We start from the raw sequence: 14,262 nt of genomic DNA on the forward strand, positions 1-14,262 counted from the left end.
ACTCGCAATTATGCGGGTCTCCTGTGTGACGGATTTTAAAAGACTAAAGCGAAAACAACTCCGCTGGCAGCTTCATCAGACAATCGCTTCCCGCCTCGATGGCCGCCCGATGAGCGGCGGTGCGTGGCAGCAAACGCTTGAAGTAAAACTCGTTGGTCGCGAGCTTGCCCTGACAATAATCTGCATCAGCGCTACCCGCATCGAGCTGCGCCTGAGCCACCAGCGCCATGCGCAGCCACAGATAGCCGAGGATGATGTAACCGCTGTACATCAAATAATCCACGGATGCCGCACCGACTTCGTCGGCATTCTTCATCGCTGCCATGCCAACGTTGGTGGTCACCTCGCCCCACTGCTGATTCAGCGTGTTGAGTTGCGCCACGTAGCTGGCGAGCTGCGGGTGCCCGGCGTTCGCCGCGCAGAACTTATGCACGATTTTGGTGAAGCCGCGCAGCAGCTTGCCCTGACTGCCGAGCACTTTGCGTCCGAGCAAGTCCAGCGCCTGAATACCGTTGGTACCTTCGTAGATCGGGGCGATCCGGCAATCGCGAACCAACTGCTCCATGCCCCACTCACGTATGAACCCGTGCCCGCCAAACACCTGCATGCCGTGATTGGTCACTTCCAGCCCGGTGTCGGTCATGAAGGCTTTGCAGATCGGCGTCAGAAACGCCAACAGGTCTTCGGCGTCCTGACGCGCGGTTTCATCCGGACTCAGATGCGCCACGTCCAGCAGTTGCGCCGTGAAATAGGTCAGCGCGCGGTTGCCCTCGTTGAAGGCTTTCATGGTCAACAACATCCGGCGCACGTCAGGATGAACGATGATCGGGTCGGCGGCTTTTTCCGGCGCTTTCGCCCCGGTCAGCGAACGCATTTGCAGGCGGTCGTTGGCGTACTTGATCGCGCCCTGAAAGCTTGCTTCCCCAAGACACAGCCCTTGCATCCCGGTGCCAAGGCGCGCGTGGTTCATCATGGTGAACATGCAGTTCAAGCCCTTGTTCGGCTCACCGATCAAGAAACCTTTGGCGCTATCGAAGTTCAGTACGCAGGTCGCCGAAGCCTTGATGCCCATTTTGTGTTCGATCGAACCGCAGGAAACGCCATTGCGCTCGCCCGCCTCTCCCTCGGCATCGGGCAAGAACTTGGGCACGATAAACAGCGAAATGCCCTTGGTACCGGCCGGTGCGTCCGGCAGTTTTGCCAGCACCAGATGAATGATGTTGTCACTCATGTCGTGCTCGCCGGCCGAGATGAAAATCTTGCTGCCGGAGATTGCGTAGCTGCCATCGGCTGAAGGCACGGCGCGGGTCTTGATCATGCCCAGGTCGGTGCCGCAATGGGCTTCAGTCAGGCACATGGTGCCGGTCCATTGGCCGGCGGTGAGTTTGCTCAGGTAGGTGTTTTTCTGTTCTTCGGTGCCGTGGGCGTGGATCGCCGACATAGCGCCGTGGGTCAGCCCCGGATACATGCCCCAGGACGTGTTGCTGGAGCCGACCATCTCGCCGATCACCAGCCCCAGCGAACTCGGCAGGCCTTGGCCGCCGTACGTCGGATCCGCCGCCAGACCATGCCAGCCGCCCTCCACGTATTGTGCGAAAGCCTGTTTAAAACCTGTAGGCGTTGTCACCACGCCATTGTCGAAATGGCAGCCCTCTTCGTCACCGCTGCGATTCAGCGGGGCCAGAACGTTCTCACAGAATTTCGCGCCTTCTTCGAGGATCGCATTGACCATGTCCGGGCTGGCGTCAGTGGCGCCCAGCGCAGCATAGCTGCTGTGGAAATCAAAGACGTGGTCGATCAGAAAGCGCATGTCGCGCAGGGGAGCTTTGTACTCAGGCATGGTCGTTTCTCCGTCAGCAGATGCTTCAAACCTACTGCCGCCCACCACGCCCCACAATCACAGTCCAGACGCTGAATGCGCCATCATCACTCAACCCGCGGCGGCCTCCATGCGCACCGCGCCACGGCGCGTCTTACCGAACGCCACCACGCAGTTCCGCCCGGCGCCCTTGGCGTTGTAGAGCGCTTCGTCCGCAGACTTGAGGACTTTTTCGGGCGTCCGTTGCTCCATGCGTTCGGCGACACCGATGCTGACCGTGACCGACACACTGGATGCGCCCGCACCCGAGCGACGCTGGCGACCTTGCTGGTCGTCCTGAGGCCGGTTGTCCTGATTGCGCAGCTGAATATTGTAGGTGGCGATGGATTCGCGGATGACTTCCAGGTGCGGCATACATTCTTCGAGTGTCTTGCCCGCGAACACCAGCGCAAACTCCTCACCGCCATAGCGATACGCCCTACCGCCGCCGCCGATTTTCGACAGTTTGCTGGCGACCAGTCGCAGCACCTGGTCACCGACATCGTGACCGTGGGTGTCGTTGAATTTCTTGAAGTGATCGACGTCGCTCATGGCCAGCACATAATTGCGTCCCAACCGTTGCATCCGTTCGTTCAAGGCGCGACGGCCCGGCAAGCCGGTGAGTTCGTCGCGGAAGGCCATTTGATAGGCCTCGTGGGCGACCGCTGCAGCAATCATCAACATCACCTGACTGCACATGATGTTGAGGGTAAACGGAAGAATGAAGGTTTTCGGCAGCGCCCAGAACAACCCGAGCAAACCAACCAACTGAGCCGCATGCAACGGGCGCGGGTTGCGCCAGTATTGCCAACTCAACAGCAAGAAAGAAGCGATGAACACCGGATAGGACAGCTGGATCAGGCTCATCCAGGCGCCATGCAGCGCCGGCCAGCGGATTTCCGACAGCCACACCAACAAAGCCTGTGGGTAACTTTGCTCCAGCGCCAGCGCCACACTGCCAACGGCCAACAACACAGCGAAGCGCGCCACCATGTCCTGAAACAGGTGGGTGCGTTCTTGCCAGGCGGCGAACACGCCGAACATCAGCGGCAGCAACAGGCAACACAAATGGAACACCACGGCGGCGTCATCACGGACTTTGCCGTTGTCGCGGTAATAATCAGTCTGGGTATCGAGCAAAAAGTAGGCGATGTACACCGTGGCCATCAGAAACAGCTCTCGCTGCCGTCGGTACACCGCGCAGTACGCACCGCCGAGCAATAGCACCAGCGTCGGTAGCACGTTGAACAGCGAGGTGAAGAAAACGTTGAGGTCCTTGATGTAGGCAGCCGCAAGTCCCGCAAGTAAGAGCAGTAACGACGGTAGGAAATGGCTGAAACGTACAGCGGAAGAACGCGGCAAGGGTAAAGCTCCGACCGTCATGACAATAGATGGCATTGTGCCCACCTACTGTAACGGCAGAAACTCCGACTTACTGAGCGTTTTGGCAGGTTTTTTTAGCGGTTGCAGTAAAGCAAAAAAAAAACCGCCACTCCCCAAGGAGCAGCGGTTTTTTGAAGGACTGCGTTAAGGCTTAGTAGCCCAGGTCGAAGTTTTCTTCTTTCATGTCCATCAGGTTGTTGGCGCCCGACAGCATGGTTGCAACGTGAGTACGGGTACGCGGCAGGATGCGCTGGAAGTAGAAACGCGCAGTCTGCAACTTGGCGGTGTAGAACGCCTCTTCGGAAGTGCCGGCAGCCAGTTTTTCGGCTGCCAGACGCGCCATGTCAGCCCAGAAGTAGGCCAGGCAGGCGTAACCGGAGTACATCAGGTAATCCACGGAGGCCGCGCCGACTTCTTCGCGGTCTTTCATGGCAGCCATACCGACCTTCATGGTCAGTTCGCCCCATTCTTTGTTCAGTGCAGCCAACGGTGCGACGAATTCTTGAACGCCTTCGTTGCCTTCGTTGGTCTGGCAGAACTTGTGGACGATCTTGGTGAAGCCTTTCAAAGCTTCGCCTTGAGTCATCAACACTTTACGGCCCAGCAGGTCGAGTGCCTGAATACCGGTAGTGCCTTCGTACAGCATCGAAATGCGGCTATCGCGAACGTTCTGCTCCATGCCCCACTCGGCGATGAAGCCGTGGCCACCGTAGATTTGTACGCCGTGGTTGGCGGACTCAAAACCGACTTCAGTCATGAAGGCTTTGGCGATTGGTGTCATGAAGGCCAGCAGTGCATCGGCTTTCTTCTTCTCTTCTTCGTCCACGCCGTACTTGACGATGTCAACTTGCTTGGCCGTGAAGTAAACCATCGCACGGTTGCCTTCGGCGAATGCCTTCATGGTCAACAGCATGCGACGTACGTCTGGGTGAACGATGATCGGGTCAGCTGCCTTTTCCGGCGCTTTCGGGCCAGTCAGCGAACGCATTTGCAGGCGATCACGAGCGTATTTCAGGCCGCCCTGGAAGCCGATTTCAGCGTGAGCCAGGCCTTGCAGCGCGGTGCCCAGACGTGCGGTGTTCATAAAGGTGAACATGCAGTTCAGGCCTTTGTTCGCCGGGCCGATCAGGAAACCGGTGGCCGCGTCGAAGTTCATCACGCAAGTGGCGTTACCGTGGATGCCCATCTTGTGTTCCAGGGAACCACAGCTCACAGCGTTGCGTGCGCCGATCGAACCGTCCGCGTTCGGCATGAACTTCGGCACGATGAACAGCGAAATGCCTTTGGTGCCAGCCGGAGCATCCGGCAGGCGGGCCAGTACGATGTGGACGATGTTGTCGGCCATGTCGTGTTCGCCGGCCGAGATGAAGATCTTGGTCCCGGAGACTTTGTAGGAGCCGTCAGCCTGAGGCTCGGCCTTGGTGCGCAACATGCCCAGGTCAGTGCCGCAGTGCGGTTCGGTCAGGCACATGGTGCCGGTCCACTCACCGGAAACCAGTTTGGTCAGGTAAGCCTCTTGCTGCTCAGGCGTACCGTGCTCGGAAATGGTGTTCATCGCGCCATGGGACAGGCCTGGGTACATGCCCCACGACCAGTTGGCTTCGCCAACCATTTCGCTGACTGCCAGACCCAGAGACTCCGGCAGGCCTTGGCCACCGTGCTCTACGTCGTGAGCCAGGCTTGGCCAGCCGCCTTCAACGAATTGCTTGTAGGCTTCTTTGAAGCCAGTCGGGGTTTTAACACCGGACTCGCTCCAGGTGCAGCCTTCGGTGTCACCCACGCGGTTCAGCGGGGCCAGTACCTGCTCACAAAACTTGGCGCCTTCCTCAAGGATGGCGTCAACCATGTCTGGAGTTGCGTCCGCGCAAGCCGGAAGGCTCTGATAATGCGCTTCGTAGCCGAGCAATTCGTCACGAACGAAGCGAATATCACGCAAGGGGGCCTTGTAGTCAGGCATAGCGAAAAACCTCTGCTGATGTAACCGGGGATGAACGACCGCGTCGAATTGTCGCTGCGATCAAACAGTTGTTTGAAACATACGTTTACGCCCAAATCTTGTCAAGCATCGATCTTTAGCCGTTTGTCATCACCTCACCGATCTATCGAACACGCAGCAGTACACCACCGTTGAACAAACAAGGTGCTGTGTAAAAAAGATTAGTTGAGGGATAAGGACTTACACAGAAAAACGCCGCGAACAGTCGCGGCGTCAATGGAGCATTCAGCGAGGGTTCAAGCGAATGTGTCGATCAACGTTCCGAGCATTTCATCCGAAGCCTTGGCCACTTTGGCACCCGCTTCAATCTGAAGTTTACCTTGGGCCATGTCGATTACATGGCTGGCCAAGTCGGATAGCTGACTGCGGTCAACCGAACGCAAGCGATCCACCTGAGCCTCGGAAGACTGGCTGGTCACTGATCGCTCGATGGTAATGTTGGCGATCTGCCCGGACGCTTGATCAACGCGGTTCTGCCCTGAATGAATAGTACTCAGACCAGCATAAAAAGCGGTGTTTCCTGAGATTTGCATGGGAAGAGACGTCCTGGAGGATCAATAGTGAGCATTGAATCAGACATGATGGCAAAAGGCCCGTCAAAAACACTAATGGCATAGTGCCTTGCCATAGAGAAAACCTAGTCCAGCAAATCCAGCTGCAAATGTTCCGCCACGGATTCTGCCGTCACCAATTTGAGTTTCGGTACGCGCCCAAGGCAGGGCGCTGGAATACGCTCGGCGAGCGTCGCAAGGTTCTCTTCCAGGCGCGAAGTCTTGGGATCAATGATATTGGCGACCCAGCCTGCCAACTGTAGTCCATCCCGGGCAATTGCCTCGGCCGTCAACAGAGCATGGTTGATGCAGCCCAACCGCACACCGACCACCAGAATCACCGGCAAACCCAGCGCTATCGCCAGGTCAGACAGATTGGCCTGATCCGCCAATGGCACGCGCCAGCCGCCCGCCCCTTCGATCAAGGTGAAATCCGCCTGCAAATCGAGAATCTCGCGCATGGGCGCCAACAGTGATTGCACCGTCAATGCCACTCCGGCCTCCCTCGCGGCCAGGTGCGGGGCGATGGCCGGCTCGAACGCGACCGGGTTGACCTGGGCATACGTCAACGGCAGTGAGCACTCGGCCAACAGCGCCAGCGCATCGGCGTTACGCAACCCCTTGGGTGTCACATCGCAGCCAGAGGCCACCGGTTTTCCCGCCGCCGTGCTCAAACCCGCCGAGCGCGCGGCATGCAACAAACCAGCGGCAACGGTGGTCTTGCCGACGTCAGTGTCAGTCCCGGTGATGAAATAGGCTGCGCTCATATAGGTTTCTCCAACACGGCGTAAACCACCTGGTAAGTCGCTGGCAATCCCTCGGCCTGACGAAATTGCTCATAAGACTCGATCAAGCCAAGGATCCGCGCCCGCCCCGTCAAACCACCCGGTCGTCCAGGGTTCAGGTTGTGCGCACCCAATGCCTTGAGTTCATGAGTCAGGCTACGCACATCCGGGTAGTGCAACACATGTGGATGCGTTTGCAGGCTGAGAGTTCTCAAGCCACTGGCCGCACATAATTGCTGATAAACACCCAACTCGCGGAAACGGTTGACGTGCACCATGCCATCCACCTGACGCCAACTGTCACGCAACTCAAACAACGTCCCTACACATAGACTAGCAAACGCGAAAATCCCGCCCGGTTTCAGCACCCGATACGCTTCGCTAAGCACCGATTCAAAATCCGCACACCACTGCACGGCAAGGCTGGAGAAGATCAAATCGCAGGTCGAATCCTGCAGCGGCAGCCGCTCCGCATCGCCCGCGATGAAATGGTTGGCACCACCCAATGGACGGGCGTGATTGAGCATGCCTTCGGCGATGTCGAGGGCGACACCTTGACCGGTCGGAAAACGTTCACCCAGCGCGCGACTGAAATAGCCGGTGCCGCAGCCCAGGTCCAGCCAGCGACCGGGGACAAAATCAGCCGGCAAACGACTCAACAACTGGCTGCCGACATCACGCTGCAATTCAGCGACGCTGTCGTAACTCGCCGCTGCGCGAGAAAAGGACGCGGCCACCTGGCGCTTGTCGGGCAAACCGCCAGGCAAGTTGGGAAGGGATAAATCAGTCATCACCGGACTCGTGCAAAAAGGCCTGAATCGCCCCCGCCACACCGTGGGGGTCTTCCAGAAGAAACGCGTGACCGGCCTGTTCAATCAGACCGATTTCGACATCAGGCAGCAACGCCAGCAAGTCCCCTGCCGCTTCGGCCGGGACCAGGCCGTCAAGGCCGGCGAACAGATGCAGTTGCGGACCGCGGAACGCCTGCAAGGCTTGGCGAGTGTCCAGTTGTGCAAGCACTTCCAGTCCACTCATCAACACGGACACAGAAGCCTGAGGCGCACCACCGAGCAATAGCCGCGACAACCCGCGCGGGTCCTGCGCGCCTTGGGCACACAGCAACGAAAACCGCTTCAACGTCATACGTGGATCAGCCTTGCAGCCGGCCAGAAACGCATCGAAGGTCTCGGCGGGCATCGCGTTTGGCCATTGCTCATGGGCAATAAAAGAGGCACTGCTCGCCAGGGTCAGCAAGCCGCAGCAACGATCACCCCGACGGGACGCCAACTCGGTCGCCAGCATGCCGCCCAAGGACCAGCCACCGAGCCAGGCATCCTGCGGCACTGTCGAGTCGAGCTCTTCGAGCCACTCTTGGGGATCGCTCGACTCCAGTTCCGGCAACGGCTCGATCTCGACTCGCAGATGCTCATCCAGTCCCTGCAAGGCCGCCGCCAAAGGTTCCAGCGGCGAAATCCCGAGACCCCAACCGGGCAACAGAATCAGTCGATCACGCATGACTTGGCTCCGGCTTCAGCTGGGCGAAACAATCGGCCAGGCCGTTTAGCAACAGTTGCACCTGTGCCTCGCTGTGAGCGGCGGTCAGGGTCACTCGCAAGCGGGCGCTGCCAGCCGGCACGGTCGGCGGGCGGATCGCCGTCACCATCAGCCCACGCTCGCGCAACATCTGCGACAGGCGAACCGCACGCCCGGCATCGCCGATCATGATCGGCTGAATCGGCGTGAAACTGTCCATCAGCTCCAGACCGATTTGCTCGGCGCCTTGGCGGAACTGGCGGATCAGCGTCTTCAGATGCTCACGGCGCCAATGTTCGGTGCGCAGCAGTTCGAGGCTTTTCAGCGTCGCGCAGGCCAGCGCCGGTGGCTGGCTGGTGGTGTAGATATAAGGACGAGCGAACTGGATCAGGCTTTCGATCAACTCTTCGCTGCCAGCGACAAAGGCTCCGGCGGTACCGAAAGCCTTGCCCAGTGTGCCGACCAACACCGGCACGTCTTCCTGACTCAGGCCGAAATGCTCGACGATCCCGCCGCCATTGGCACCCAGCGGGCCAAAACCGTGAGCGTCATCGACCATCAGCCATGCGCCTTTGGCCTTGGCTTCACGCGCCAGCGCCGGCAGGTCGGCAATGTCACCGTCCATGCTGAACACGCCGTCGGTGACCACCAGCGTATTACCGGTGGCTTTCTCCAGGCGCTTGGCCAGACTCACCGCATCGTTGTGCAGATAGCGATTGAAGCGCGCGCCCGACAGCAAACCGGCATCCAGCAACGAGGCATGATTGAGCCGGTCTTCCAGCACCGTATCGCCCTGCCCGACCAACGCCGTGACCGCGCCGAGATTGGCCATGTAACCGGTGGTGAACAACAGCGCACGCGGGCGGCCGGTGAGATCAGCCAAGGCTTCTTCCAGCGCGTGATGGGGTGTGCTGTGGCCGATGACCAAGTGCGACGCCCCGCCGCCCACGCCCCAACGAGCAGCGCCGGCGCGCCACGCTTCGATCACTTGGGGGTGATTGGCCAGGCCGAGGTAATCGTTGTTACAGAACGCGAGCAACGGTTGGCCATCGACCACCACTTCCGGGCCCTGAGGGCTGTCGAGCAGCGGGCGCTGGCGGTAGAGGTTTTCGGCACGACGGGCAGCAAGGCGTGCGGCGAGATCGAAAGACATGCAGGCCTCAACTAAGGAATGTCAGATATTCCATGTGGGAGCGAGCCTGCTCGCGATTGCGGATTCACAGCCAACATTGATGTGACTGGAAGGTCGCAATCGCGAGCAGGCTCGCTCCCACAGGGGATCAGCGTCGATTAAACAGCAGCGTTGTAGAACTGCTCGCTGCTCTTCTGCTCAACCAGTGCCTGCTCAATGGCAGCCTGATGCACCTCGTCCGCGTGCTCTTCGCGCGCTTCCGGCAGAATCCCCAAGCGCGAGAACAGCTGCATGTCCTTGTCGGCCTGCGGGTTGGCGGTGGTCAGCAGTTTTTCGCCGTAGAAAATCGAGTTGGCGCCGGCGAAGAATGCCAGGGCCTGCATCTGTTCGTTCATCGCTTCGCGGCCAGCGGAAAGGCGCACGTGGGATTTCGGCATCAGGATGCGCGCAACGGCGAGCATGCGGATGAAGTCGAATGGATCGATGTCTTCGGCATTTTCCAGCGGCGTACCAGCGACTTTCACCAGCATGTTGATCGGCACCGACTCCGGATGCTCCGGCAGGTTGGCCAGCTGGATCAGCAGGTTGGCACGGTCATCGAGGGACTCGCCCATGCCAAGGATGCCGCCGGAGCAGATCTTCATCCCCGATTCACGCACGTAGGCCAGCGTTTGCAGGCGCTCGCTGTAGGTGCGGGTGGTGATGATGCTGCCGTAGAACTCAGGCGACGTATCGAGGTTGTGGTTGTAGTAGTCGAGGCCGGCGTCGGCCAGAGCAACGGTCTGGTCCTGATCCAGGCGACCGAGGGTCATGCAGGTTTCCAGGCCCATGGCTTTCACGCCTTTGACCATTTCCAGCACGTACGGCATGTCTTTGGCCGACGGGTGTTTCCACGCCGCGCCCATGCAGAAACGGGTCGAACCGATGGCCTTGGCGCGAGCGGCCTCTTCGAGGACCTTCTGCACTTCCATCAGCTTTTCTTTTTCCAGACCGGTGTTGTAGTGACCGGACTGCGGGCAATATTTGCAATCTTCCGGGCAGGCACCGGTTTTGATCGAGAGCAGCGTGGAAACCTGGACGCGGTTGGCGTCGAAATGCGCGCGGTGCACCGTCTGTGCCTGGAACAACAGGTCGTTGAATGGCTGAACGAAGAGTGCTTTGACTTCGGCCAAAGACCAGTCATGACGCAGGGTTGCAGAGGTGCTGGCGCTCATGGGCGTTTCCTTTGTTTTATGCTTGGCAAGCGGCTGGGAGGTGGAATACCCACAGACGCGACACGGATGTTCGGCATATTTAAGGAAGACTCATGCGCTGTCAACCACGTTACGATGGACCGGTTTACATCTGGTTAAAAAACAAACAGCGCTGTCTGCTCTGTGCAGAACCGGCCGATGGACAGGCTCCGATCTGCATGCCCTGCGAAACAGAGTTGCCCTGGCTTGGGGATCACTGCCAAACCTGTGCCCTGCCCTTACCAGGCGCCGGTCTGACCTGCGGACAGTGCCTGAATCAACCACCCGCGTTCGAGCAAGTCGCCGCACCGTGGACTTACAGCTTCCCGGTGGACACCCTGATCACTCGTTTCAAGCACTCTGCAAAGTGGCCGTTTGGCCGGCTACTCGGTGAACTCCTCGCGCAATTCCTGCAACATCGCTTCGACGAAGACCTGCATCGTCCCGACGCGCTCGTTCCGGTGCCGCTGGCCTCTGAACGCCTGCGCCAACGGGGTTTCAATCAAGCCGCCATGCTCGCCCGCTGGCTCGGCACTTGTCTGGATATTCCTTGCGACGAAACGCTGCTGTTGAGGACGCTAGATACCAGCGCGCAGCAGGACTTGAATGCCGAGGCCCGCAAAAAGAACCTGCGCAACGCCTTCGCCCTGACGCCCGGCGCGCGCATCAAGGGCCGGCATTTGGCCTTGGTGGACGACGTGCTGACCACCGGTGCCACGGCGCAAGCGCTCGCCCGGCTGTTAATGGACGCAGGTGCTGCGCGGGTTGACGTGTACTGTCTGGCCCGTACACCAAAACCCGGCGAAATGGCCTGACTTGACTCCCACTGCCCAAGCGGCCAACGTCTTACCCATTGTCACCGCCCAAAGCACCTCGCCATGTCCTTGCCAACGTTGTTATCCCAGCACATTGTTCGTCGTCCGCAGCGCATTGCGTTGCTGCAACACATCGCCGAGCAAGGCTCGATCACCCGTGCCGCAAAAAGCGCGGGCCTGAGCTACAAGGCCGCGTGGGATGCCATCGACGAGCTGAACAACCTGGCGCAGAAGCCGCTGGTGGAACGCAGCGTCGGCGGCAAGGGCGGCGGTGGCGCCAGACTCTCCAGCGAAGGCCAGCGCGTGTTGCGCCTGTATCAAAAGCTGCAAGTCTTGCAGGCTCAGGTGTTGGAGGCGGCCGAAGAGGCCAGCGATCTGGACCTGCTCGGTCGCCTGATGCTGCGCACCAGCGCGCGCAATCAACTGCACGGCACAGTGGCAGGGATCGAAGCTCAGGGGCGCAATGACCGAATCCGTCTTGAACTGGCCGAAGGATTGACCATCGATGCGCAGATCACCCACGACAGTACCTTGCGCCTGGAGCTGGAAACAGGCACTGAAGTGGTGGCGTTGATCAAGGCCGGTTGGCTTGAATTGTTGGGTATTGATCAACAAGCAACACCCGGCAATAACTTTATGAAAGGCATCATCGAAGACATTCTCGACGCCGAAGACGGCCCCAGCGAAGTGCGCATCGGCCTGCCCAATGGCCAGACGCTGTGTGCTTTGGCCGAGCCTCTGCATTTGCGAACGCTGGGGCTTGCCGCTGACAAACCGGTGCGGGTGCAGTTCGCGCCCTCCAACGTGTTGCTCGGTACACCGCTCTGAAACAAAAGCTTCATCGATGCTCTTTATGGTGACTGCAAAAACCCGCAGGGAGCCTGATGTGAGCCTATTAGAAGAAAACCAGTCCACCGACCTCGAAAAGATGGTCGGCCTCAGCCGTCGTGGGTTCATCAGCGCCGGAGCCCTCTGCGGTGCCGCCATGTTTCTCGGTGGCAACCTGCTGAGCCGCAGCGTGCTGGCCGCGAGTGTCAGCGCCGGTACCAGCAAGTTGTTGGGTTTTGAAAGTATCCCCGCCGCCACCAGCGACGCCATTACCTTGCCAGCAGGCTACAAATCCTCGGTGCTGATCAGCTGGGGCCAGCCCCTGCAAAACAACGGCCCGGCGTTCGACCCCACTGGCAACGGCACCGCTGAGCAACAGGAAGTCCAGTTCGGCGACAACAATGACGGCATGAGCCTGTTCGAGTTTCCCGATGAAAAAGACCGGGCGCTGATGGCGATCAACAACGAATACACCAACTATCGCTACCTCTACCCGCATGGCGGCATGCCGCAGTCCGCCGAAGAAGTGCGCAAGGCGCTGGCGTGCGAAGGCGTGACGGTCATCGAAGTGCAGCGCAAGAGCGGCCATTGGCAGTTCGTCCAGGGCTCGCGCTACAACCGGCGTATTCACGGCAACGCACCGATCAGCTTGAGTGGCCCAGCCGCCGGCCATGAACTGCTGAAAACCAGCACCGACCCGCACGGAAAAAATGTCCTCGGTACCTTCCAGAACTGCGCCAACGGCAAGACGCCGTGGGGCACCTACCTGACCTGCGAAGAGAACTTCACCGATTGCTTCGGCAGCAGCAATGCCGAGCAGAAATTCGACGCTGCGCAGAAACGCTACGGCGCAGTGGCGACCAGTAAAGAGATCAACTGGCATCAGCACGACGAGCGATTCGACCTGGCGAAGAACCCCAACGAACTCAACCGTCACGGCTGGGTAGTGGAGATCGACCCGTTCGATCCGCAATCGACCCCGGTCAAACGCACGGCCCTTGGACGCTTCAAGCATGAAAACGCAGCACTCGCCGAAACTCATGATGGCCACGCCGTGGTGTACATGGGCGACGATGAGCGGGGCGAGTTCATATACAAGTTCGTCAGCCGCGACAAGATCAACCACAAAAACCCCAAGGCCAACCGCGACCTGCTGGATCACGGCACCTTGTATGTAGCGCGCTTTGACGCCGGCGACGGCAATGCCGATCACCCGAAAGGTCAAGGCGAGTGGGTCGAACTGACCCACGGCAAAAACGGCCTCGACGCCAGCAGCGGTTTTGCCGACCAGGCCGAAGTGCTGATCCACGCGCGCCTCGCCGCCAGCGTAGTGAAAGCAACGCGCATGGACCGTCCGGAATGGATCGTCGTCAGCCCCAAGGATGGCCAGGTGTATTGCACCCTGACCAACAACGCCAAGCGCGGTGAAGAAGGTCAACCGGTGGGCGGGCCAAACCCGCGCGAGAAGAACGTCTACGGGCAGATTCTGCGCTGGCGCACCGACCGCGATGATCACGCCTCGAAAAGCTTTGCCTGGGACCTGTTTGTGGTCGCCGGCAACCCGGGTGTTCACGCTGGCACATCGAAGGGCGGCTCGTCGAACATCACGCCGCAGAACATGTTCAACAGCCCGGATGGCTTGGGCTTCGACAAGGCCGGCCGGTTGTGGATTCTCACCGATGGCGATTCGAGCAATGCCGGTGATTTTGCGGGCATGGGCAACAATCAGATGCTGTGTGCCGACCCTGAGACCGGAGAGATTCGCCGGTTCATGGTCGGGCCGGTGGGTTGCGAAGTCACCGGCATCAGCTTCTCGCCGGATCAGAAGACGTTGTTTGTCGGGATTCAGCATCCGGGGGAAAACGGCGGTTCGACGTTCCCGGAACATTTGCCGAATGGCAAGCCACGGTCTTCGGTGATGGCCATTTCCCGGGAAGATGGCGGGGTCGTCGGCGCCTGACAGGGCTGGTAAATGATCGTTCCCACGCTCTGCGTGGGAATGCCTCACCGGACGCTCCGCGTCCGCTTCTGGGGACGCGGAGCGTCCCTGGCTGCATTCCCACGCGGAGCGTGGGAACGATCCCATCCCCTAAAGTCAGCCCGTCTGCGCTACCATGCTTGGCCGGACGCGGCAGCCTGCTGCGCGCAG

General features: G+C 59.7%; 12 protein-coding genes. 3 read left to right on the forward strand and 9 right to left on the reverse strand.

Annotated features, from left to right (window positions below; all coding sequences use genetic code 11):
- Nucleotides 1–43 precede the first annotated feature (43 nt).
- The 9 genes from J2Y56_RS09000 to bioB form a co-directional block, all read right to left on the reverse strand.
- The gene (locus J2Y56_RS09000; RefSeq protein WP_310333544.1) at nucleotides 44–1,840 is read right to left on the reverse strand and encodes an acyl-CoA dehydrogenase C-terminal domain-containing protein; all 1,797 of its coding nucleotides are present in this window, start codon (nucleotides 1,838–1,840) and stop codon (nucleotides 44–46) included.
- 90 nt (nucleotides 1,841–1,930) lie between these two features.
- On the reverse strand, nucleotides 1,931–3,220 hold the full coding sequence (locus J2Y56_RS09005) for a GGDEF domain-containing protein (protein ID WP_007947826.1): 1,290 nt from the start codon (nucleotides 3,218–3,220) through the stop codon (nucleotides 1,931–1,933).
- 172 nt (nucleotides 3,221–3,392) lie between these two features.
- On the reverse strand, nucleotides 3,393–5,198 hold the full coding sequence (locus J2Y56_RS09010; protein WP_007947827.1) for a phenylacyl-CoA dehydrogenase: 1,806 nt from the start codon (nucleotides 5,196–5,198) through the stop codon (nucleotides 3,393–3,395).
- A 275-nt stretch (nucleotides 5,199–5,473) separates the two neighbouring features.
- Nucleotides 5,474–5,770 carry a hypothetical protein gene (locus tag J2Y56_RS09015; RefSeq protein ID WP_007947828.1) on the reverse strand — a complete coding sequence of 99 codons (297 nt, stop codon included), beginning with the start codon at nucleotides 5,768–5,770 and terminating at the stop codon, nucleotides 5,474–5,476.
- 104 nt (nucleotides 5,771–5,874) lie between these two features.
- The gene (bioD, locus tag J2Y56_RS09020) at nucleotides 5,875–6,555 is read right to left on the reverse strand and encodes a dethiobiotin synthase (RefSeq protein ID WP_007947829.1); all 681 of its coding nucleotides are present in this window, start codon (nucleotides 6,553–6,555) and stop codon (nucleotides 5,875–5,877) included.
- Nucleotides 6,552–7,364, reverse strand: coding sequence for a malonyl-ACP O-methyltransferase BioC (gene bioC, locus J2Y56_RS09025; protein WP_007947830.1), 813 nt, complete (start codon nucleotides 7,362–7,364; stop codon nucleotides 6,552–6,554). The genes bioD and bioC overlap by 4 nt, the downstream gene beginning before the upstream one ends.
- On the reverse strand, nucleotides 7,357–8,088 hold the full coding sequence (locus J2Y56_RS09030) for an alpha/beta fold hydrolase (protein WP_310349792.1): 732 nt from the start codon (nucleotides 8,086–8,088) through the stop codon (nucleotides 7,357–7,359). Before J2Y56_RS09030 ends, bioC begins: the two co-directional genes overlap by 8 nt.
- A complete protein-coding gene (gene bioF, locus J2Y56_RS09035) occupies nucleotides 8,081–9,259 on the reverse strand; it encodes an 8-amino-7-oxononanoate synthase (RefSeq protein WP_310349793.1) in 1,179 nt (392 codons plus the stop codon). The genes J2Y56_RS09030 and bioF overlap by 8 nt, the downstream gene beginning before the upstream one ends.
- A 137-nt stretch (nucleotides 9,260–9,396) precedes the next feature.
- A complete protein-coding gene (gene bioB / locus J2Y56_RS09040; protein WP_007947833.1) occupies nucleotides 9,397–10,452 on the reverse strand; it encodes a biotin synthase BioB in 1,056 nt (351 codons plus the stop codon).
- 92 nt (nucleotides 10,453–10,544) lie between these two features.
- Here bioB and J2Y56_RS09045 point away from each other — a divergent pair, with 92 nt between their 5' ends.
- From J2Y56_RS09045 to J2Y56_RS09055, 3 genes are all read left to right on the forward strand, one after another.
- Nucleotides 10,545–11,285 carry a ComF family protein gene (locus tag J2Y56_RS09045; protein ID WP_310349794.1) on the forward strand — a complete coding sequence of 247 codons (741 nt, stop codon included), beginning with the start codon at nucleotides 10,545–10,547 and terminating at the stop codon, nucleotides 11,283–11,285.
- A gap of 63 nt (nucleotides 11,286–11,348) precedes the next feature.
- Nucleotides 11,349–12,113 carry a TOBE domain-containing protein gene (locus tag J2Y56_RS09050; protein ID WP_310349796.1) on the forward strand — a complete coding sequence of 255 codons (765 nt, stop codon included), beginning with the start codon at nucleotides 11,349–11,351 and terminating at the stop codon, nucleotides 12,111–12,113.
- Nucleotides 12,114–12,171: 58 nt separating this feature from the next.
- A complete protein-coding gene (locus tag J2Y56_RS09055; protein WP_310349798.1) occupies nucleotides 12,172–14,073 on the forward strand; it encodes a PhoX family phosphatase in 1,902 nt (633 codons plus the stop codon).
- The last annotated feature ends 189 nt before the right edge of the window (nucleotides 14,074–14,262 follow it).

The organism is Pseudomonas sp. BE134 (assembly GCF_031456105.1).
In the GTDB taxonomy this organism is placed as follows: Bacteria; Pseudomonadota; Gammaproteobacteria; order Pseudomonadales; family Pseudomonadaceae; genus Aquipseudomonas.

What these genes read in the sequence shown, in the direction of transcription:
- J2Y56_RS09000 (WP_310333544.1), bottom strand. Translation starts at nt 1,840, where the DNA reads ATGCCTGAGTACAAAGCTCCCCTGCGCGACATGCGCTTTCTGATCGAC.
- J2Y56_RS09010 (WP_007947827.1), bottom strand. Translation starts at nt 5,198, where the DNA reads ATGCCTGACTACAAGGCCCCCTTGCGTGATATTCGCTTCGTTCGTGAC.
- J2Y56_RS09015 (WP_007947828.1), bottom strand. Translation starts at nt 5,770, where the DNA reads ATGCAAATCTCAGGAAACACCGCTTTTTATGCTGGTCTGAGTACTATT.
- bioD (WP_007947829.1), bottom strand. Translation starts at nt 6,555, where the DNA reads ATGAGCGCAGCCTATTTCATCACCGGGACTGACACTGACGTCGGCAAG.
- bioC (WP_007947830.1), bottom strand. Translation starts at nt 7,364, where the DNA reads ATGACTGATTTATCCCTTCCCAACTTGCCTGGCGGTTTGCCCGACAAG.
- J2Y56_RS09030 (WP_310349792.1), bottom strand. Translation starts at nt 8,088, where the DNA reads ATGCGTGATCGACTGATTCTGTTGCCCGGTTGGGGTCTCGGGATTTCG.
- bioF (WP_310349793.1), bottom strand. Translation starts at nt 9,259, where the DNA reads ATGTCTTTCGATCTCGCCGCACGCCTTGCTGCCCGTCGTGCCGAAAAC.
- bioB (WP_007947833.1), bottom strand. Translation starts at nt 10,452, where the DNA reads ATGAGCGCCAGCACCTCTGCAACCCTGCGTCATGACTGGTCTTTGGCC.
- J2Y56_RS09045 (WP_310349794.1), top strand. Translation starts at nt 10,545, where the DNA reads ATGCGCTGTCAACCACGTTACGATGGACCGGTTTACATCTGGTTAAAA.
- J2Y56_RS09050 (WP_310349796.1), top strand. Translation starts at nt 11,349, where the DNA reads ATGTCCTTGCCAACGTTGTTATCCCAGCACATTGTTCGTCGTCCGCAG.